The following is a 19,391-nucleotide window of genomic DNA, read 5'->3' on the forward strand; positions in this document are numbered from 1 at the left end:
AGTACGAATGCAACGATGGACTAATTTACAATCGGTACGTCCCGAGTTCCCTTATGCAGTAGGCGACGGGCAAATTCGCATTCCCGTGCTCTCGCACAAGCACTCCTTCATCAGACGTCTGCCAGCATCCAAATAACAATGCCCGACGCGCTACCGCCGAAACGGCTGCCCCTTGGCGTAGATGTTGACCTGAAACCACGGACTCACAGCCAGGACGCGATTCTCCCGTACCAGAAGCGAACGAATGAGATGGCTTCCCGTGTACGCCGTACTCTCCCAGTTCTCGTCTTCAGCAATCAGTTTCCCCTGCAAGTTTTTACCTTTGAAGATTTCTCCACGAAGCTCATTAACGCTACGTGCGTGACCGCCAGTATTGGCGACTTGCCACCATACATCTACATGGTTCGGCGCAACGAGGTCTGCTTTGAAATGCAGGTTATGGCCTTGAAGCAACAGCTCGCCATCATGAAGAAGTGGTCGCCTAGTCTGGCCTCGCTTGCCACGCTGCACAACTGCCTTGATCGATATCTGATAGCGCGAATCGTAAGCCTCAAGCCATCCCATTTGGGCTGGGGTTTGCGCATGGCTGTAATCAAGTAACTCCAGCCTGACATCCTTCGGACTAAGTACAGGGAAATCGTTACCAAGAAGCTCCCGACAAGCATCTGCTGCCTCCATTATATCTGTAGTATTTTGTATAGTCGTGGCCCACTCCACCGCTTCCTTCAACTCGACCACAAAATTATTAAAGCTCTCAGCGGTCCATCGCTTGGCCAAGTTTTCACTTGGCAATACTGGATTGGGAACGACAGGCGGAACTCTGAGTCGACTGAGATCGGAATGGAGCACCTTGAACGTTTCAGCCATGCGAGACGCATCATCTCCGGTTTGGGGCATGTACTGAGACACGAGCACCTGCAAAACAATCGATTTGACCGCATTACGGACTGGCTGTTGTTCGTCTCGCCAGCGTTTCATCGCCATCACGGTTCGGATGTATAGTGGCCCCTGATTTCGGCACCACTGCGTGTATTCAGCAGGTGCCGTGCCGTGCCAACCATCCTCTCGGCGAGGAGCTTCCAACGGCGGCGTGGCTTGACCGCTCCATCGCACAGGAACAACGTCCACGTGGAAGGAGCCGACATGATCGTGCGCGTACTCGAGGCGGACACACGGCTGCTTGCGAGTCACTCGGTCACTGAAGAGTGCGGTGGAACGAAAGGCTGTTTCAAGTTCATCAAGCGCTTTGTCACTAGACACATTCGGACCAACACAGACTGCAACAAGGTCGATATCGTATTCGCCGCCATCGACTGGTTCAACCACCGTATTGTTCGCGTATGAACCCTGGACAAAGACATTGGCTGAGGGTACGCCGTACTGCTGAACGAGAAACCGTGATATTGCCTCAGCAGCACTGTTCATGCGACTTATTTGGGGTTCACCGAGCGAAATATTCTGAAGAAACTGATTGAAGTATGCACCAAGATCAACGCTCATCATTTCACCTCACGGTTCCGATATGCTAGAGCGATGCGCCGCCAGAAGTATGGCGACAGATGCGATCTCACGTCGTTGAGGAACGCCTCCACGTTCGGAGCTAGATCGGGATGGTCATCGCTGGGAAGCGAGTACTCTGCGGGATCGCGGATCGACTCTTTCCAGGCATCACGGATCAGAAAATCGGTCTTAGATTTGACTGCCTTAACAAGACGCTTGTAGCTACGACTCATGTACTTAGACTCGCTTCCAATCCATGCTTCGTAATAGCTCAGTTTGTCTTGCAGATCATGAAACGCGGCAACAAGGTCGTATACCTGATTCCCACTTCGGCGACGGACACGGTAGAGCATTTCCTTCCAAGCAACAATTGCTTGAATCGCCTCGCTGTAAAGGGTACGCCGTCGCTCTCGCTTCGCCACCATGTAAGCAATGAGGGCAGACAAAATCGCTACAACAACTGTCGTTGCAGTTCCTATTAGCGCGATCTCGTTTGCAGTCCACTTCATAACAATCCAATTATCTCATTTAGGACAATTTTCTCCAAGCTATTGCCTCCCAGTTTGATGATACTTGACTGGTGTATCAGCGTTAGATAACTGTGATGACTGATGGCAATCAGCAGTCCAGCTCACTGAGACGATTAGTCATTGGTAGGCATCAACTGCTACTCGAATGGTGCCTAGGGATTACACACCCGCACACGCTGTCTACATTGTTGATCATGAGGTTTAGACCTATTTAGCTGGAAAATGGAAACCAATCTGGTCTTCAGTGAACAACGCTTTTATCTCCTTAGACTATCCTTTCTAAAAGGGGTCCGCCGCGTCCCAATGGCGGAGTTAATTCATGACGATAAATTATCTTGTGGACCGCTATCACGAGTCGCTGGTACACCGTTATCTCGAGCTCGTTCAGCACGGACCTGACTACATTCATCGCATCACAGATACGGTACAGATCAATGGTGACACGGTAAATCGCTCTCTTAGTGTTGACCTCACAATTCCAGATGATCTCCCAGAACCAAATGCAAAGACGGGTGAACCTCGGCGTAGTCGATCCTCATTGTCACTTGTTCCGCTGATGCGTGGTCGGCGAGGCCGACTCTTCGACAACCTCAACGTTACATCAGCTTCTGGTACCTCACTGAGCGTACTCGCCCAGGAGGAAAATAAACTCCTCGCCTCTCTAATGTTGGAAACTCAGTTTCGTAAGATTGTTCCAGCAAACATTGGAAACCTCGAACCCAACTTTGATACCGTATGGAAAATTGGACAGACAATCTCGAATATTCCGTACATGGAACCGCCAATAGCTAAAATCATATTTGACAAGTACTTCGGAAATACGGATCAGCTCAAGATGATTGGTATAACGGACGACAATATGACTGACCTGCGAAAACTTGCGGAGTTCTTCGTCTATAGCTTTCTCACGACGGCAGAAGTGACTGCTGGGCCGCTAGAAAAAGTCCTTATTAAATATTCATACGATTCAAAATATCGCGATGATGCCCAATATCGCGATGATTTCGAAACCCCCAACCTTATCTCTCGAATGAGAATGCTCTTGGGACAAAGCCCCTACAGTCTACGCTTCCGCATACCACTAGCTTTTAATGCTCAGAGTTACCACTTTCGTATGGATGCTCCGCCGAACTGTTATTGCGCGGTACAGCGTGTGCTAGCTCGTAGCGGTACTGCTCTAACCGGGCCAGACGGGAACCCGGTCCATCATCTTGAGGAATGGGAACCCCCACATAAGCGAGTCCAGTATCGGAGCACTACCGCACACCCAACGATCTATGCCCACATCTATATACACGGTCTTCACAAGGTTGACCATGAACCTCTGTTCGCGCGAGTAATCTTCTACGAGATTCCACCCGGGAGTATTGGAACCGTCACAATAATCTCGTCTATCACTGCCTTCGCACTCCTTGTCCTGACGATTGTCTTCCACTGGTTGGTTGCGGCACCATCCGGCCAACCGGCGATTGCTGGTCTAGTTGTCGCCCTCCCTGCAACGGCCGCATTCTGGCTTCAACCGACGTTCGAGAAACGCGACCTCGTTACTGCACCGCTTTCCTCTAGGGTTGGGCTTCTGGCTTCGGGAGGTGTTGCGTATGCTTCTGCTCTACTGCTCGTGGTCGCCGATGCGTTTTCACCAGTACCAAAGCCACTACTTTGGGTGCTGCAGGGTATAATGACGGTGCTAGCGGGTCTGGGCATATATATCGGCGTCAAGCTTGCACTGATATGTCGACATAATATTGCCACTTTTCGAAAAATCAAAAATTGATAGAGGAGGGTGGTGTGATAAATCTCTCAGTTTCGTCAGCCAATAAGGTATATAATGGTGGCTATTAAAAGAGAACGCTATGTGTATCCTTTTAGAGGATTAATGAATATCATATGAAAAATCACGAGGAACTACACCAAGAGCCAGGGGAGTTGCCAAAATTCAAACTCAGTGCGCGAGAAATTGACGATTGGATCGATAACGCACGCTTTGTCACACCAGTCGGAGGTGAGATTGTCTTTGAATCCGCCGAGACATTTGACTACCCTTTCGAACCCTCCTCACCAGAAGATACGAGACTGTTGCATATCGCACTCGATGAGGTGCTTGCATACCATCGCACACATAGCGAGATTATAGATGTGTTTCGGGAAACACTACTCGATAAGTTGTTAGAATCCGGTGACAACGTAGATCTTGATGAAATTATTGAGAAAGCCACTGAAGCAGCGAGGAACGAAAAGGCGCGCAAAAAGCCAGATTCTGACGACCAATTTCCCGAGTAACAGTGTAGAAATCGATACGGTTACCCGACTAACTCGCATAACGGATGCAATTGTTGACGAATTGCCACTCTTATAAAGCCCTCACTAAGTACTCTAGATCGTAATTTCGATCAGGTATTCCTTGAGCATTAGTCCACTTGACAGTCGGGCTTGGTGCTGAAGCGCTCCATTAGCTTGGCCAGCGGTCACGAAGCCGCTCGACTGACTTATTGCCACGATGGCTACTGCCGTTACCGACCACCCAAAAGACTCTCCGTGCTGAAGCGTATGGCTCGATCTCCATTACCTGTTCCACCCAGACGTCTGAAAGGTTCGATACCTGTGCTACATCAGCTTCTGCGGCTTCGGGATCTCCAATTCGACCAACCAAGCTGAATAGAATAGAGCCCAGTCCCGGCAACTGGTCGGAAATCCCGGTTCTAAGATCGGAAATGATAACTAGAAACCCAGCGACAATCGATAATTAGGCGGCCTCAAAGCTAATGAAAAGACGCAAGGACTCCCGTCATGCAAGTATTAATTCTGGGTTAGATGAGAAGTGACTCATTGCTAATTTGCATCGTTAAAGTTCGCTTATTTGGTACGTTCAGCTGGGCAGCGCCCCACCGGTGACTGCGCTGCACCCAATCGCCCAAAGGGTCTCAGTTGCTGCTTCCACAAACAGTTGCAAACTGTGTCGCTTGTTGCTTCTATTTTTCATGTAGTGTACCTCCTCAGCTCTTGTTTTGCTCTTTGCGCTGTTGCTCAAATAGCGGACAATAACGAGTGTGGCCGTCACCAGAAGTAGCGATACCCAACCAGGCGATACCCAGCTCAACGTATCAGTATTATTATACCAACTTTGTAGTGTTTAGCGACAAACTATCAAAATAGTGTCTAGGTCGTTGCAGTTGTCATATCCCGCTCTCCAGCCATCAAGTCACAGTTCCCGGGAAGGGAAACGACTAGTCTTGCAATTGTTGGACCATAAAGGGCGAATGGTCCACGCGCTTCGATTGCTCGCCGGGCGCTCCGGTCATTTCAGGAGTTGGGCATAGGAGTTCGACGAACTCTTCCATGTCTGAACCGTTAGCCTATTCTTAAGGTCCCGGTCATATTTGGAACGCGAATGCAAGTCGTGTACTACAGTGGGCATGGCGCCCGAGGTCAGTGGCTAAGACGCCTGCCTTCAAAAGCCCTCGTAGCCCTGGGGCACCTAAAAGCAGGAGGTGTGTGTTCGAATCACACCGGTCGCCCGATGGATCTGCAAATGGGCGTAAGTCCAGCACGACGTGAATTCAAGAATCTACTCGGTCAGACTAACCACTTTCTGATTACACTTCTCGTTGGCCTCGATGCCGTGGCAGAAGGTAACGCCAAACTCAGCCAAACATTTTCCACCACCTGGAATCCACACGATCCCAAAGTATCGGCAATGCGAAGTCGCTCCTTTGCTCTTAAGGCAACGCTTGCTTGGACGGTGGATGCAGTGGATACCTATTTACATCTTGCACGGCGTAGCCCGAGGATAATGAGTCAGGCAACATGCAACCGGTATGATGGAAAGAAGCCCCTGGAGTCGAACGTAATGATCGTCGCTCACGATACCAACCAGGATCTCAGTCCCGCTCCGTATTTATTATCAGCCGCAATCGTCTGGCGCAATCGTCTCGTGCATTCTCTAGGGGATAACAAACTTCAAAGCGATAAGCAGAAAATTCTTGCTCAAGCATCTAATCAGATAAGCAAGGAATTTCAAGGACTTGATGTACAGAAGATCCTCAGCGCTCTTGACGAAAAAGTGAGTGGCACTCGGTCGCCTTCGTTCAAAGAGGTAACTTCTTTCGTCAGAGCAGCCCATACTTTTGTGAGAAATGCAGACGAAGAGATGCTAACGAAACTGGATTTAAGGCAGTACTTACTGGACGTATTGTACACTTACGTTACCGTTGATCCAGACTCTCGATATTCGAACGTTTGGGGGAAAATTCCAGCACGGCGTCTCGCTGCAATTCGTCAAATCGCGTTTCAGTACGGTATGACTGAGTCGACAGATGATACTCAATTGACTTTGGATAGCGACGTATTAGAGGAAATTGCCCAATGGACCCCCCGAGAGGCTAAGCAGCAACTCTCAGCTCGGGCCTAACAAACTGACTGACCGTACCAGTGTCCGAGTGCTGCTGGGCTTCGCAGATTCCTTGAACAGCTGTCATACCTTTTCTCGGCTCCACCGGCAACGCGTTGACAAACATACTTAAATTATCTCATTGTGGCGATATTAGAGCAATGGGGCAGCCTGTAGTTCCTTACGTGCTGAGACAAGTTGCCTAGTGTTTGGCCATATTCACTTCTCCGACTTTTCCACACCCATACCGATCTCCACCCACTGGCTCTAAGTCTCTATTGACTTATTCGCGCTCATGCTTCATATTTATAGCTAAATATATAAAAGCGCATATTTGATGTATAGAAATAAATCAAACCAATATCAGCACACACAATCAGAAAAGAGTGAAACTCTCAAAGAGATTTGCTAATGGCACGTCTCCCTATTCCTGGTAGTGATGATGGTACGTGGGGAACTATCCTCAATAGTTTTCTTGATGTTTCTCATAACCAAGATGGTTCGCTGATCCCATCAGCTGTGGCTGCTGCTGGAGCTGAACAAACCGCCAACAAAGGTAAACCAAGTGGTTATGCAGCCTTAGATGCGAGCGCTAATGTTCCGAGGAGTCAACTCGCTAATGTTCCGACAGCTCCAGTTCAATCAGTCAATAGCCAGACTGGTGCTGTCAGTCTGACGGCAGCCGATGTAGGAGCTGATGCGTCTGGCGCCGCCGCTACTGTGCAAACCAATCTCGACACAGAAACTACGCGAGCTGAGACTGCTGAGGCAACCAAGCTTCCACTTACCGGTGGAACAATGACTGGCCCGATTGTCGGATTTGAGGACAAAGGCGGTCAAGTCTTCAATGTCAAGGCTTATGGAGCTAAGGGCGATGGAGTTACTGATGATACGGCAGCGATTCAGGCGGCTATTAATGCGGCGAGTACAGTGTTTGGAACCATTTTCTTTCCTCCCGGTAAGTATTTATGTGCGGGGGCTCTAGTTTTCGCGGCAAACATGATCTTCTCCGGCTATGGTGCAACGCTCCTCCCGCAAGATTCATCCGTAAACTTTTTGGTCTATGTGGGTGTAAACCTCAGCGGGTACGTAGGGTTCTTTGGGTTAGGGATAGACGGTTCAGCTATGACAGGTGGGAACAGTCTGCTAGTTATGCACAACGCGACACCGGAACTGACTGACATTAAGGGAATGACGTTTTCTAATTCCTCGGGTCCAGCCCTATTCATATATACGGCGCCACCCACGTTGATGGGATCTGTCAGGATCGTTGATAACTACTTCACCAACTGTGCTAGGAACGCAGGGCCAGTCGCAGTTATTGACGCTGTTACCAACTCAAAAATTTCGGGGAACCTATTTTCCGGAAGCCACGAGGTGGACATGGATTTTAACGGAAGCTCGTTCTTGGACATTAACGATAACGTTTTTGTAAATGGCAACTCAATCGCAATTAACGGGGGTGCGTACAATTACTCCGTGAACATTCGTGGCAACGTCATCAACAACGGGGCATATACGGGCATCTATCTGTACTGCACGACTACTCCGTCTCGTGGGGTGATTATTGATGGAAACATCATTGACACCATCCCGTCTACTTCAACAGCTAATGCGGCGATTCATGTTTACAACTCAGCCTCTACCCCCATGCGTGATATTTCGATCTGTAATAATTACATCCGCAACGTACCAAGAGGCGGGATAGATGTTACTCTCACGGAAAACTGTATCATCAGCGGAAATATCGTTGAAAACATCAACACTGGTGGAACTAGTGTTGAGCAGGCGGTTGTCCAGGTGGACACCGGAACCGCGGCACCTTCCCGCAACATCACCATTTCGGGGAATACCTACAGGGATGATCGGGGAACACCCCCTGCTCTAACGTATGGGTTTAATGCGACGTTTGGAACCGGGTCAGTGTTGGAATATACACGCGTCCTTGATAATGACTTCTCGCAAGCGGTTGATCCATTTGGTAGTTTCCCTCTTGGCGTTGGGGTAAGGTTTGCTGGCAACCTCGGCTACAACCCCACTGGCCCACAAACCGCTCCAACAGTTCCAGCATCAGGAACCGCTCTAACAAATCCTTTCCCATTCGACTGCAATGTTTACACTTCAGGCGGTACTGTGACAGCTATTGCAGTAGGAGGAACTACGACAGGCCTTACGGCTGGATCGGTGTTCGTTGCAGCCGGAGAGATGATCACCCTTACTTATTCAGTAGCACCTACATGGGTATGGATAGGAAACTAAAGTCTTCTTTTTAATAAACGGATTTAGTCAGTCTTGACTGTGTCATGTTGCTTAAGTTTTCCAAAGTATGATCAACTAAATTTGGGATCACTGTAGTTCGATTGACTATCTACTGGTTGACCAATACTATTAGTCGATTGACCACTTGTTGGCTGATAAGTAACCGGTTGATTAATAGTGCTTGGATTAATATTGTTAGTTGATTGACCACTTGTTGGCTGATTACTTATTACCTGACTATTTAACTTATTACGTTTATTACGAATTAAAATCCGTATTATTAATGCCAACAAACAAATTAAAGCAATAACCGTCAGAATGATTGCAATCCACAGACCAGCGCTTATACCTCCGGGACGTGGCGAATTGATAGGAGTAGGTGCAGTTTGACTTCCCGCTGACTGTGTAGTTGGAACTGACTGACTGTTTACTGATGAAGTTGTTCCTGGTGATGTTGAACTACCGATCGGTGAGGATGTTCCACTATTACTATTGGTATTAGTACCGGTTGCTGAATAGGCACTACTGCCATATTGGTTACCACCATAAACATTTGCGAAGATAATTAATCCACTTAGTTGGTCCATAACTTGATACTCAACTTATTGTTATTTACTTGCATTATACAAGTATGATACATTTAATTGTATAAAGTAACAAGAAGGTAATTATGCTTCATTATTTATTCGGTCGATTTGCGTTTCTTGATCTAGGAGCCCCAGAGTTAGTTGTTATTCTAGCAATTTTACTTCTACTGTTTGGTGGCAAGAAGCTGCCAGAACTGTCTCGTAGCCTAGGCGAGTCAATGCGTGAACTGCGCAAAGGCCTCAGTGGCGACATAAAAGACGATCACAAAGATGAGAAGAAAGAAAAAACCGAACCCAAAGACAAGGACGTGGCAGCCTAAACCTGTCGATGAACGACGACCGTTTATCGAACATCTCCACGAACTACGTAAACGAGCTATTTACGTAGCTATTTCTATACTTACTTTTGGTACGCTCGCTTATTTTGTACAGCAGTCAATTGTTAATCTCTTGCTTAGACCAGCTCGTGGTCAACGTTTCATTTATACATCGCCTGGTGGAGGTATTACGTTCTTATTCGAAGTCTGTGTTGATGTAGGTTTAGTTTTAAGCCTGCCGGTTATTGTTTATCAACTGCTTCGTTTCCTCGAACCACTGCTAGATGTGCAGACTCGTCGCTTAATCTTTCGCTCAACCATGATCTCAGCAATACTTGGTGCTCTAGGAGTTGCTTTTGGCTATCAACTGGGTTTACCACTAGCATTGCATTTCCTGGGCCACCAGTTTACTACCACCCAGATTGCACCGCTCTTTACTATATCTGAGTACATGTCATTTGTGACGATTTACCTGGCTGGTTCGGCATTACTGTTTCAGCTACCGCTAATACTGGTCATTATTAACAGGATTAAACCTTTGTCACCCCGTCATTTGTTTAGAGCTGAGCGTTGGGTGATAGCTGGTGCTTTCATTATCGCTATGTTGATGGCTCCTACTGTCAATATCATCGATCAGCTAGTCATTGCTGGACCAATGATTTTTGCCTACCAAATAGGAATTGGCTTCGTGTGGTGGACTAACCGAAAGCCACATCGTCCTAAGCACATTCAAACACTTCTTGAAGAGGACCGTGCTAAACAGGAGAAACGAAGACAACAAGCAGTCTCAAATCCCAGTATTCCAGATGCAAGATACAACTATCGACAAGCTCGCCGACCAGTGGTTGCACTGCAGCCAGCCCGACGGCAAGTAGTTACAGATTTTGATTTCGTTAAGAGGCGACCGATAACTATTCCACGAACTTTAGCCAGACCTTAATTATTTAAGCCAGAAACTTGTGGCCATAACAACCATGCAAGATTCCTTACCTGATATTAAATCAGTTCTCAGTTGTAAACAACAAACAGCGTCATACCTGTTCGTGTCAAGCTACGGTGTTCAAAAACTCAGCTTACATTCCACTTATCCACAGGCACCTATTGACTCATTTATTAGTAAGACTTATGCTTAGAAGTAGATAATAAATAAAGTAAAGCCAAACAAACAATGAAACAACAAACACCCTTACACCAGCTACTAGAGCTTGAAGTATCTCGCAAAGAGTTCTTGGCTACTCTTGGCTTCGGTGCCCTATCGATTATTGGACTGTCTTCAATAATCAAGTTCTTGACTGGTCATAGCGGTAGTACTGTGAGTACGAAATCCGTTGGTCGCGCACGTGGTTACAGTTCCAGCGCTTACGGAGAATAAATAATTCTCTGGATTATGAATAGTTGCCAAGGTCTGAATTAACTCCCGGACAATTACTCCCGAACAACCGAACGCAAGAGAGCCTTAACCTCTTCAATTGCTCCCTCCAAATATGTAGAACTCCAGTCTTGAGTAGTCGCCAGAGTTCGCGCAAATGTCCCGATGGCCAACTCGTCCTCAAACGGCACAAGTCGCCCTTCGAGTTGCCGACACAGAACAAGCCGGGCAAGATTCTCAGTTGAATGGATGGATAATGCAGGGACCCAGGGCGAAACGTCGTCCGTATGAGAAAACTGCTGGTCATTGAAAAGCTGACGCATCTCTAAAGTAACATCAAGTAATGCCTGTAACAATCTTGCTAGCACCCACTCGCTTTAGTATGCAGGCCTCTGGAAGGTTACAGATAATCAGACCTAGCAACAAACGGTAGTGCACTTTTAACGGTACGGAGTGCAGTTTTAGAGTGCAGTTGTGATTGTAAGTGGAGTGCATCATTGTTGGTTAACACAACCGCTCAACTGCCCCCTGAAGATATGCAAAGAGGTGATTGAAACTTAAGAATCAAAAGTTATCTGCTCTTGCAATTTATTGTAAATGTCAACCTGAGCGTTAACATCAATTCTATTTACAAGCCAACCACGGATCTGCGCCTGTCTAATAAAATCGTTGATTCTGTTGATGCCACTTGTTTCTTTCAGGGTAACGACTAGTCCAAACTTAATCCCGTTGCCATCTCGTTTCGACAGACGTTCCTTAGTCTTCACACTCACGCCCCATAGGCCATCTTTATACGCCTTTCTAGCAGTTAGGCGGTCACCATACTTCTCTCGTATGTGTTTAGTGTTGTCCCATTTACGATACAGACTTCTAGCATCAGATTCGTAAATATAGTGGCTCTTACCGTCATTAACGCTTTGCATATTTTTATCGATAGGCTTTATGCCTTTGTTGGTCATCCTCCCTATGGATATATCTAACTCTGTGTTTGTGTAGTCAACTCCTTGGTTGATAGAGCAGTTGGGGAAATAACACAGCGTAGCCTTCGTTACAAAAGGATGCTTATCTTTATTCAGTGGTACGGGCAGATTATAAGTATATGTATCATACTGTTCTGATACCCCACTCATAATAAATTTTATCTCATCGTCTTTTGATCTAACGATATCTTCGATACGCACAGGTACGGCGCCATGACCAACAAATGGCGCTAGCGCCGGATCATTACCGGTATCATTCCAGTCGGCGGCGGCATCGACTATAAGTGCCTTTGCAACCTCACGACTTAGGCCTAAGACTTCCATCAAATAGGCTACTTTTCGACTTACCCATGGTGCCGCGAACGACGTACCGGCCATAAATGCCTCCCCAGTAGGCTCGCATACACGTATCCTGTCTTTGCCATCTCCGCCTAATGCACTGACATCCGGCTTATTAAAGAAGGACAATACCACACCCTTCCTAGAGTAAGAGGCGCGATTTCCAGTCTTATTAACCGAGTTAACCACTATTGAGTTTATGGAATCTGCCGGAGAGCCTATCAACCTTTCTGTTTTAGTATTGTTATTCGTTCCGGCGATAACAAAAATAACGTCGTTGTTGAATTGGATTTCATCCAACATAGCAGCTTCAGGTGATATAAAATTCTGATTTATTTCTCGCTCTGAACCCAACGATAGATTCCACACTCTTAAATCAGGGTTTGAATCAACAATTTGCTTAATTTGCTTTACAACAGTAAAGGAGCTAAACGGTTTATTAGTTGCAACTCCAAAATGACGGACCCTGAAACGACCGCAACCATCATCTAAATCAGGATTAATGACATGACCATCTACAATTATTGATGATACCGCCGTACCATGCCGAAAATCGTCTTGATCTACTGGAATATTTGGATCGACCATATTGCGAAAATCAACCCACTCAGCGAAGTAGACCCTATCATCAAATAAGGTATCTATAACACCTATGGTAGGCTCATTTGTAGGTGAGTCAATCTTTGCAGGTATATGTTCTTTATCACCATCTTTCGTTACGATATCGTCGAGACTAAGCTTCGTTATATCTTCCACCGCCATGGCAATTAGATACGGAGCTTTTGATTTCAGTAAATTTATTTCGTCCGGATAAAGCAAAAATGTGGTGTTATCAATAATTTTGTCGGGAGTAATATTGATGCCAATATTTTTCATAATGGCAATCGTGTCTTCGTCGGTCTTATAAATAGTGACTATCTGATTGTTTGTTGCATTTGCAGTGTTGTCTGGCACACTGAAGCTTTGAACGTAATATGAATCGACAATGATGTTAAGGAACACCGATTTGCTCAGACCGTAATCCGCAAACTTTATTCCTTTCGCGTCTATATTCTCAATGTCGGCATTGCTCACTGTACCGCTAAAAATACTGTCGAGTATCTTGGCGGTGTTTTCTACCTTCTCTATAGTGTCTTTAATAAGCCCGTCACTTACGTAGTGGGTGATAATGTGCTTCTTGTCACCGCTAGTGGTAAAGCGAGCGCCTCGCACCAAATCGTTTGGTTTAACAGTGCCCTTGGTAAAATAGCCGCTAATTCTGTTACTCTTCGCAACCACGCGTATATAGTTCACATCTATCAACGCACCTGTAATGAGCTTCTGATTGTCCCAGTACTTGCTGAGGTCTTGCAGGTCTTTTATCAGCTGTTTTAGGTGATCAGAAGTAACTGACTGCGAATTTTTGGGCACATTGCGCGAGCCTGGACGGTTACCATTTGGTCGTTGTTGAAAAGTGCCTCGTAACTGCAGGACATCGTTCATTTATCTACGCCTTTAGCTCTCGGGATACTTGACTCTTGGATACACCGGTTAATATTTCAATTTCGCGCACCGAAAAGCCTTCATCTTGAAGTTTCTTTAGGTCATCAGTGTCTGACTTTACGGCTTCATAGAACTTCCTCAGATAATCATATTCACTCGATGAATCGCTGAAAGCAATTGATGTTTTAATGATGTTTTTTAAGTCACCAGGATAGGGTATGTGATCCATAATCGCGACTATTTTCCTGAACAAACGCTTATTACGGCCAGCAAACGTAAACTTAGACAGTAACTCATTAAGAATTGATTCTGCTACATCGATAAGCTCGTCTCTACTGTAACGGTTAAAGTTAATTATTGAGTCAAACCGCCGGGTTAGAGCCTTATCAAACTTACCGAAAAGATTAGTGGTCGCTATAAGGACTACACCATCAGTAAGACCGTCCAGACCCTTAAGAACAGAAGACGTAACTCTACCCATTTCTCGAAGGTCATTTGAGTTAACTCTGTCCAGCGCTATTGCGTCTATCTCATCAAATGAAATTACTACTTTGCTCGGGTCAGGAAGTGCACGTATCTCCTGGAACACTGCTGCTATATTTTTAGATGTCTGTCCAAGTTTACTATCAATAACACTGTCAAAATCGATAGAGTATAAATCACGTTCCAGAATGCGCGCAATCTGCTTAACGGTTTCCGTCTTGCCGGTCCCAGGCTCACCTTCAAACAAGAATTTGTTGATGCCGGCGTTATGGCTTATTGAGTTGATTATACCCAGCACGTCATTCTTGATTAGCGTAGGCAACGGCAGGGCATCACCAACCAAGCTAATCTTGCTAAAAAATGGTAAATCGTAATCACTACTCTGCGGCACAAAAGTATTAGTGCCCGACAGCAGCGCCATTATGTATTCTGCCAATTGAGGATCTCCACTTTGGTCAAAGAACCTAGCTATGCTGTATGCTTCATTTCTAAAGCCAGCTTCGTTATGCTCAGCATGGAATTTTATTAGATTTAGTATGTCTTTTTTTTGCATTTGTTCCTTCATGCTCATATGGTAACACGTCTTGGGACACATGTGCAATAAAATGGGACACAAACTATTGATTTAAATTTACAGCTGGCGTACCATAGGGGTAACCAAGCCTCAAATAAACTCAGATCTTGGGGGGGACCTTGTAGGACATCTTTCAAACCCTTTGTCAACCCAATCTTCCCTGTTCGTAGAGCTGCAAATGGTTAAAGAGTGGCCTGTTCGATCTCCTGCATCAAATTATAAGACCGAAGGTCCAAATCAACAAGTACAAAATCGACTGACTTTTGAGCAGATTACTGAGCTTGTGGCAGACTATCAAGATGGATCCACCATTCTGGACCTAGTTGAAACATTCGGCATCCATCGAACGACAGTTCTCCGACACCTCAAGTACAAACAAATACCACGGCGACGTTCGCGAATGAATCAGATCGAAATTGAAAAGGCCGTACGTCTTTATACACTCGGTCAGTCATGTGAAAGTATTGCATTCGAACTAAGAGTAGGGGCATCGACGATTCGACGAGCCTTGAAAAAAGCGGGAGTTGAGTTACGAAACCGAGTGAGTAGCTGAAGTAACTCACTATGTCCAAGATGTTTCAACTACGAAACCATCTCATACTACGTTGAGGAATCATGAGTTACACAGCAGTGACTGGCTAGAAGGTCCAGGCCATGCGGGTGTCTATACGGTTCGTACTTCAGTTGTTCAAGATCTCCCCCGATAACCGGCACTCGTTTACCACTTTTGGTTTGGACCACGAGTTGAAACCCTCCCCCATTCTCTGATGCGCTATTCAGTTTTTCATACAGCTGCGCAAGAGAAAATTTTATCGGATTTAAAAGCTGTGACACAGATTCATCAACTTGAAGACGGATTGTATGGTCACCTTGCGTCCAAACAGCGCCCTGAACAATCCATGAGGTGCAGCGGTTGTTGACTGAGTTTGATGAACGTTTGTAACCAGGGCACATAATCGAGATTCTTACGTGGTTGTCTATGAGCTCATTTTGAGGTCGACAAGCTAAATCTCTAGCAAATGCGACTGTCGCTGAATCGCGTTCTCTATCGACGAAGTCGTTTAGAACATTGTCACCCGTTGGTTCGAATGCAGACACGTTCATAAGCCCGAGCTTCTTTAGTCGACATACAATATCCTTAGAATTTGGATCGACGACAACTACGTCGACATCTTTCTCGGCAAGCGTATCAGCGAGCAAACTTCTGATAGCAAGATCACCTTCGGGGAGAGAATAGCCAATGATCACTATCCGCGTAGCTTTTGACAAAGCTGATGCTGCGTCTTGCCAGAGTTGGCGCATCACGGCATTAGTAAAAAAACGTGACTTGGCCATGAGCGGCGGTACGACGAATGGCTCTCTTCCGGGTATTGCACTTCGACGATCCTCTGAGTTATCGTCCGGAGTGGGCTGACCAAAGTGAGTTAGTATAGGATAACGGAGGAGGCTGGTGCCAGTGAGATCTCCTGGCACCCAATACCAATCAAGGGAACCGTGAAGCTTGAGGAGCTTCAGTGTATTGACACTATTAGATACAGCAGGGGTGGACGATATATTTTGACCATTGACTCTCAAATTTTGGTATGTATTTGCGTTGGATGATTCAGCAGTTGGTGGCAATCCACCAAAACAACTATTTGCGGTAACCGAGCCACTTTCGGTCGGCACACCAGCGCTTTCTAACGCTGTTTCGAAGAGAGTGTCGTTGTTGAGGGTGACTAGGGTAGTTTGTCTTCGGTGCATCAAAACCACAAACTCCTCAAGCCAGCGCGGCAATGGGTTTTTCAGGGTACTGATTTGAGCTTCTTGTAGGACTTCCACCAATGCTCTGGTGACTGCTGCGTACTCTGCTCCCCGTCTTCCCTTTTCGACCACACTAGGGAGCGTTACAACACCAGTACTTTGGCTGTTATTGCTGATGTATTCACTTACCATCTTTCCGAGGCAACGTTCCAATGGCATGGCGTTATTTACATTCCGGGAAAATCCTGCCCCAAGAAGGACGACTTCTTTGCCCTCAGTAGGTGTGGTCATAAAAACATTCTATTACTTGCAAGACATATCAGCGAAGACTGGCTTGTCAAGTGTACTGTCCACGTTGATTGTTCTGGCCCAAAGACCGGGTTGAATATTGTTCAAACCGTTCAAGCAACGATAATTTCGGTCGCCACCCCGCTGTCTGTGGTGGCGGTATTTTCTTCTTCAACGTCCCGACAACTACCAACGTCTGACGGTATTCCTCGGTCCGACTTTTCCACACCTAAGTTAATCTCCACCCACTGGGTCTAATATTTGCAACTTGTTGGTATCTCTGCTATATTATGAGCTTTGCATGTCGACCAATCCATGTCGTCGAGCTCGATTATAAGTGACGGTACCCTTAGTTACTTGCATAATCGTAAGTATGAGGTATATAATGACATCAGTGAAACTACAACCTTATGATTATATCAAGAGTAATTTTATCAAGATTATCGTTATCAGGGAACATTAGGCATCATGGAAATTTATCATGATCCATCCGAAAGTAATCCTCTCAACAAAAGAGGTCTTAACGAGCACATTGACTTTACTGATAAAGACCTTCAGATATGGAAACCTTCTCCAGCCTCTATAAGTCCAAAATCACCCGTGCCTAACTGGGGAGCGATGATCACAGTTCGATTTCCAAAAGGAACAGTTCAACACCCACAACTACATAATCGTATTAGTCAAGAGATGGGGCGAGCCTGTGGCACAATAGAAAACAAAGAAGATTTATCTATTATCTGCGACGCTCCCGGTGATACAATTGCTGAAGCAATAAAAGATGCACAAGCTATGGCATCACGTCTATTGTCAATTCTTAGATTATCACCAGAAAGCTACATAGCCTGTAAATTAATTCCTACCGATGACTCTGATCAAGAACCAACTACCAACCCAAAGAACAAACAAACTGAATTAAAGCTTATTTTAGATCATACGACGTAAACCATACGCGCTTTACTTTCTTCAAAGGCTATCGCAATGAAGAATGACCCTCACAAGACAAGCAGTGACTGTGCATCTTTAGGCCAAAACAGGTAGCAAGCGATACTCTTCTTGGGCTTGCGAACTTTCCAAAGAGTTTCACTTTTCTAAAACTCCATTGACTGTGATAAACTATTTAACAATTCAGCGTCACATGGGTCCCGTGAGGCCCATACGAGGGGGGGGTAAGCATGAACGATCCCTATGGGCAATACCAGACGGATGACGAACTGCTCACAAAGATCAAGTACGAATTCTCTTGCCGAGGCTGGCGGTTTAGATACTCAAACCTAAACATTTGCCTCGGGGAATTAAAATTACATCTCAGTACTTTTGAAGATGATTTCGATAGCGGTATCAGAATTTTTCAAAGCTATGTCAATGAACGCAAACGTGCTGGACTTGATGTCAAAGGACTCTATCGTCTTTCTGGTGGGCTTCCCGGAGAGGAGTTTGATCACAACGGAATGCACGTCAGTGACAAAAATTAAAGTTTGAAGTAGTAGAGCTTGAAGTATCTCGCGAAGAGTTCTTGGCTACACTTGGTTTCGGTGCTCCATCTATCGTCGGACTGTCAACGATTATCTAGTTCCTAAGTGGTCATAGTGGTAGCGCCGCGAATATGAAACCAATCGGTAATACACGTGGTTACGGTTCCAGTGGTTACGGTTCCAGTGCTTACGGTTCCAGTGCTTACGAAGAATAGTTAATTTTCTAAAAGATTCAGACTCGTCAAGGTTTAGATTGATTCTCAGACAATTACCCAATATGGTCGACAAAACGTGGGAAAAGAATAGTCAAAATTCAGCAACAGCTGGTTGATGAGGCTCTGATCGATGAAATGCCAACACTCTGGCAGACTGACCGATCTTTTGCGCAGGCGGATAACCCTCTCGAGACAACGGCCACTGCAGTCAACCTTAGCTAAAGGAACCCATGATCTTCATTCAAAGGGCCGCCAGTTGCCTATCGACAAATGCACTCACACCTGGTTGGATGTGATTGACCAAGCGTACACATTCGGAGATCCCGTCCGAAGAGGGTTTGATTCGTAACGTTGACGGGGCGATCTCACATGCTGGTCTGAGTGCTGAGAATGGTTTTGTAAGCTCGGTGCAGCGGGTAAAGATAGACGTCCTTCACCGGTAGTGCTTTGGCATGGGTGCGGTCTAGCTTGCCGCGACCTTGGGTCTTGCCGACTTGGATCCAATTGGCTGCTCGGTAGCTGGTACCAGCAAAGCGACCAGTCTCGACAAAGGTCTCGACGAGCACCGGGGCATAGCCATAGGCGACCTGCCAGTCATCACGCAGGCGTCGGGTAACTTTGGCGAGGATCTTGGAGGCGAGGTTGGGAACCTGGATATAAGGCAGGATGAGAAAGCGCGCGTTGCCCACCACGAGGTGCAGCCGGGAACGACGAGTCTTGTCGTCCCAGCCGATATGGGTGTCACGAGGAGCGCACTTCCAGGCCGACGCACCAAAGGAGAGTGCAGACACAAAGCCACAGTCGGCTTCTACCAGATATCGCAGTTGTGCCCCAGCGAGAGGCACGTATCCGAGGTAGTGGTAGCT

Annotated in this window: 19 protein-coding genes and 1 tRNA gene; 11 read left to right on the forward strand and 9 right to left on the reverse strand. The window is 46.3% G+C overall.

The features are described 5' to 3' along the window. Nucleotides 1-150: 150 nt before the first annotated feature. Both AXFE_RS05580 and AXFE_RS05585 read right to left on the reverse strand, forming a co-directional pair. The gene (locus tag AXFE_RS05580; RefSeq protein ID WP_052604914.1) at nucleotides 151-1,500 is read right to left on the reverse strand and encodes a nucleotide-binding domain-containing protein; all 1,350 of its coding nucleotides are present in this window, start codon (nucleotides 1,498-1,500) and stop codon (nucleotides 151-153) included. Further along, nucleotides 1,500-2,009 carry a hypothetical protein gene (locus AXFE_RS05585; protein WP_052604915.1) on the reverse strand — a complete coding sequence of 170 codons (510 nt, stop codon included), beginning with the start codon at nucleotides 2,007-2,009 and terminating at the stop codon, nucleotides 1,500-1,502. The genes AXFE_RS05580 and AXFE_RS05585 overlap by 1 nt, the downstream gene beginning before the upstream one ends. Before the next feature lie 340 nt (nucleotides 2,010-2,349). Between AXFE_RS05585 and AXFE_RS05590 the strand changes: the two genes are divergently transcribed. Further along, a complete protein-coding gene (locus AXFE_RS05590) occupies nucleotides 2,350-3,804 on the forward strand; it encodes a hypothetical protein (protein WP_052604916.1) in 1,455 nt (484 codons plus the stop codon). Between the two features lie 113 nt (nucleotides 3,805-3,917). Then, nucleotides 3,918-4,310, forward strand: coding sequence for a hypothetical protein (locus AXFE_RS05595; RefSeq protein WP_052604917.1), 393 nt, complete (start codon nucleotides 3,918-3,920; stop codon nucleotides 4,308-4,310). A 169-nt stretch (nucleotides 4,311-4,479) separates the two neighbouring features. On the opposite strand, the gene AXFE_RS05600 is transcribed toward AXFE_RS05595, so the two are convergent. Beyond that, nucleotides 4,480-4,680: a hypothetical protein gene (locus AXFE_RS05600; protein WP_200891195.1), complete on the reverse strand. Its 201-nt coding sequence runs from the start codon at nucleotides 4,678-4,680 to the stop codon at nucleotides 4,480-4,482. A 765-nt stretch (nucleotides 4,681-5,445) separates the two neighbouring features. Here AXFE_RS05600 and AXFE_RS19080 point away from each other — a divergent pair. The 3 genes from AXFE_RS19080 to AXFE_RS05610 all read left to right on the forward strand — a co-directional run bounded on the left by AXFE_RS19080 (nucleotide 5,446) and on the right by AXFE_RS05610 (nucleotide 8,676). Then, a tRNA-OTHER gene (locus AXFE_RS19080) sits at nucleotides 5,446-5,546 on the forward strand. Between the two features lie 13 nt (nucleotides 5,547-5,559). Continuing rightward, nucleotides 5,560-6,438, forward strand: coding sequence for a hypothetical protein (locus tag AXFE_RS05605; protein WP_152625889.1), 879 nt, complete (start codon nucleotides 5,560-5,562; stop codon nucleotides 6,436-6,438). 390 nt (nucleotides 6,439-6,828) lie between these two features. After that, nucleotides 6,829-8,676, forward strand: coding sequence for a right-handed parallel beta-helix repeat-containing protein (locus AXFE_RS05610; protein ID WP_052604920.1), 1,848 nt, complete (start codon nucleotides 6,829-6,831; stop codon nucleotides 8,674-8,676). A 71-nt stretch (nucleotides 8,677-8,747) separates the two neighbouring features. Here AXFE_RS05610 and AXFE_RS19085 read toward each other — a convergent pair whose 3' ends face one another. Next, a complete protein-coding gene (locus tag AXFE_RS19085; protein ID WP_152625890.1) occupies nucleotides 8,748-9,263 on the reverse strand; it encodes a hypothetical protein in 516 nt (171 codons plus the stop codon). A gap of 83 nt (nucleotides 9,264-9,346) precedes the next feature. On the opposite strand from AXFE_RS19085, the gene tatA reads away from it, so the two are divergent. The 3 genes from tatA to AXFE_RS19090 all read left to right on the forward strand — a co-directional run bounded on the left by tatA (nucleotide 9,347) and on the right by AXFE_RS19090 (nucleotide 10,952). Further along, a complete protein-coding gene (gene tatA / locus AXFE_RS05615; RefSeq protein WP_052604921.1) occupies nucleotides 9,347-9,583 on the forward strand; it encodes a twin-arginine translocase TatA/TatE family subunit in 237 nt (78 codons plus the stop codon). Beyond that, a complete protein-coding gene (tatC, locus tag AXFE_RS05620; protein WP_082058514.1) occupies nucleotides 9,534-10,520 on the forward strand; it encodes a twin-arginine translocase subunit TatC in 987 nt (328 codons plus the stop codon). Before tatA ends, tatC begins: the two co-directional genes overlap by 50 nt. Before the next feature lie 228 nt (nucleotides 10,521-10,748). Further along, the gene (locus AXFE_RS19090; RefSeq protein WP_152625891.1) at nucleotides 10,749-10,952 is read left to right on the forward strand and encodes a hypothetical protein; all 204 of its coding nucleotides are present in this window, start codon (nucleotides 10,749-10,751) and stop codon (nucleotides 10,950-10,952) included. A gap of 53 nt (nucleotides 10,953-11,005) precedes the next feature. Here the strand turns inward: AXFE_RS19090 and AXFE_RS05625 are convergent, their stop codons facing one another. The 3 genes from AXFE_RS05625 to AXFE_RS05635 form a co-directional block, all read right to left on the reverse strand. Next, on the reverse strand, nucleotides 11,006-11,317 hold the full coding sequence (locus AXFE_RS05625) for a hypothetical protein (RefSeq protein WP_052604923.1): 312 nt from the start codon (nucleotides 11,315-11,317) through the stop codon (nucleotides 11,006-11,008). A gap of 189 nt (nucleotides 11,318-11,506) precedes the next feature. Then, complete coding sequence (locus tag AXFE_RS05630) at nucleotides 11,507-13,750, reverse strand: S8 family peptidase (protein ID WP_052604924.1); 2,244 nt, start codon at nucleotides 13,748-13,750, stop codon at nucleotides 11,507-11,509. Nucleotides 13,751-13,754: 4 nt separating this feature from the next. Beyond that, nucleotides 13,755-14,786, reverse strand: coding sequence for an ATP-binding protein (locus tag AXFE_RS05635; RefSeq protein ID WP_052604932.1), 1,032 nt, complete (start codon nucleotides 14,784-14,786; stop codon nucleotides 13,755-13,757). A 199-nt stretch (nucleotides 14,787-14,985) separates the two neighbouring features. Here AXFE_RS05635 and AXFE_RS05640 point away from each other — a divergent pair, with 199 nt between their 5' ends. After that, nucleotides 14,986-15,360, forward strand: a complete 375-nt coding sequence (locus AXFE_RS05640; RefSeq protein WP_052604925.1) for a helix-turn-helix domain-containing protein — start codon at nucleotides 14,986-14,988, stop codon at nucleotides 15,358-15,360. 47 nt (nucleotides 15,361-15,407) lie between these two features. Here AXFE_RS05640 and AXFE_RS05645 read toward each other — a convergent pair whose 3' ends face one another. After that, the gene (locus AXFE_RS05645; RefSeq protein ID WP_052604926.1) at nucleotides 15,408-16,841 is read right to left on the reverse strand and encodes a hypothetical protein; all 1,434 of its coding nucleotides are present in this window, start codon (nucleotides 16,839-16,841) and stop codon (nucleotides 15,408-15,410) included. Nucleotides 16,842-17,306: 465 nt separating this feature from the next. On the opposite strand from AXFE_RS05645, the gene AXFE_RS05650 reads away from it, so the two are divergent. Beyond that, a complete protein-coding gene (locus tag AXFE_RS05650) occupies nucleotides 17,307-17,780 on the forward strand; it encodes a hypothetical protein (protein WP_052604927.1) in 474 nt (157 codons plus the stop codon). 230 nt (nucleotides 17,781-18,010) lie between these two features. Next, nucleotides 18,011-18,310 (forward strand): hypothetical protein, encoded by a 300-nt coding sequence (locus AXFE_RS05655; RefSeq protein ID WP_052604928.1) that lies wholly within the window; start codon nucleotides 18,011-18,013, stop codon nucleotides 18,308-18,310. 580 nt (nucleotides 18,311-18,890) lie between these two features. On the opposite strand, the gene AXFE_RS05660 is transcribed toward AXFE_RS05655, so the two are convergent. Then, a partial coding sequence (locus AXFE_RS05660) for a Druantia anti-phage system protein DruA (RefSeq protein WP_152625892.1) occupies nucleotides 18,891-19,391 on the reverse strand: 501 nt, incomplete at its 5' end.

This window comes from Acidithrix ferrooxidans, from assembly GCF_000949295.1.
In the GTDB taxonomy this organism is placed as follows: Bacteria; Actinomycetota; Acidimicrobiia; order Acidimicrobiales; family Acidimicrobiaceae; genus Acidithrix; species Acidithrix ferrooxidans.

What these genes read in the sequence shown, in the direction of transcription:
- AXFE_RS05635 (WP_052604932.1), bottom strand. Translation starts at nt 14,786, where the DNA reads ATGCAAAAAAAAGACATACTAAATCTAATAAAATTCCATGCTGAGCAT.
- AXFE_RS05610 (WP_052604920.1), top strand. Translation starts at nt 6,829, where the DNA reads ATGGCACGTCTCCCTATTCCTGGTAGTGATGATGGTACGTGGGGAACT.
- AXFE_RS05605 (WP_152625889.1), top strand. Translation starts at nt 5,560, where the DNA reads ATGGGCGTAAGTCCAGCACGACGTGAATTCAAGAATCTACTCGGTCAG.
- AXFE_RS05630 (WP_052604924.1), bottom strand. Translation starts at nt 13,750, where the DNA reads ATGAACGATGTCCTGCAGTTACGAGGCACTTTTCAACAACGACCAAAT.
- AXFE_RS05655 (WP_052604928.1), top strand. Translation starts at nt 18,011, where the DNA reads ATGAACGATCCCTATGGGCAATACCAGACGGATGACGAACTGCTCACA.
- AXFE_RS05585 (WP_052604915.1), bottom strand. Translation starts at nt 2,009, where the DNA reads ATGAAGTGGACTGCAAACGAGATCGCGCTAATAGGAACTGCAACGACA.
- AXFE_RS05580 (WP_052604914.1), bottom strand. Translation starts at nt 1,500, where the DNA reads ATGAGCGTTGATCTTGGTGCATACTTCAATCAGTTTCTTCAGAATATT.
- AXFE_RS05590 (WP_052604916.1), top strand. Translation starts at nt 2,350, where the DNA reads ATGACGATAAATTATCTTGTGGACCGCTATCACGAGTCGCTGGTACAC.
- tatC (WP_082058514.1), top strand. Translation starts at nt 9,534, where the DNA reads ATGAGAAGAAAGAAAAAACCGAACCCAAAGACAAGGACGTGGCAGCCT.
- AXFE_RS19090 (WP_152625891.1), top strand. Translation starts at nt 10,749, where the DNA reads ATGAAACAACAAACACCCTTACACCAGCTACTAGAGCTTGAAGTATCT.
- AXFE_RS05595 (WP_052604917.1), top strand. Translation starts at nt 3,918, where the DNA reads ATGAAAAATCACGAGGAACTACACCAAGAGCCAGGGGAGTTGCCAAAA.
- AXFE_RS05645 (WP_052604926.1), bottom strand. Translation starts at nt 16,841, where the DNA reads ATGACCACACCTACTGAGGGCAAAGAAGTCGTCCTTCTTGGGGCAGGA.
- AXFE_RS05640 (WP_052604925.1), top strand. Translation starts at nt 14,986, where the DNA reads ATGGTTAAAGAGTGGCCTGTTCGATCTCCTGCATCAAATTATAAGACC.
- AXFE_RS05650 (WP_052604927.1), top strand. Translation starts at nt 17,307, where the DNA reads ATGGAAATTTATCATGATCCATCCGAAAGTAATCCTCTCAACAAAAGA.
- tatA (WP_052604921.1), top strand. Translation starts at nt 9,347, where the DNA reads ATGCTTCATTATTTATTCGGTCGATTTGCGTTTCTTGATCTAGGAGCC.
- AXFE_RS19085 (WP_152625890.1), bottom strand. Translation starts at nt 9,263, where the DNA reads ATGGACCAACTAAGTGGATTAATTATCTTCGCAAATGTTTATGGTGGT.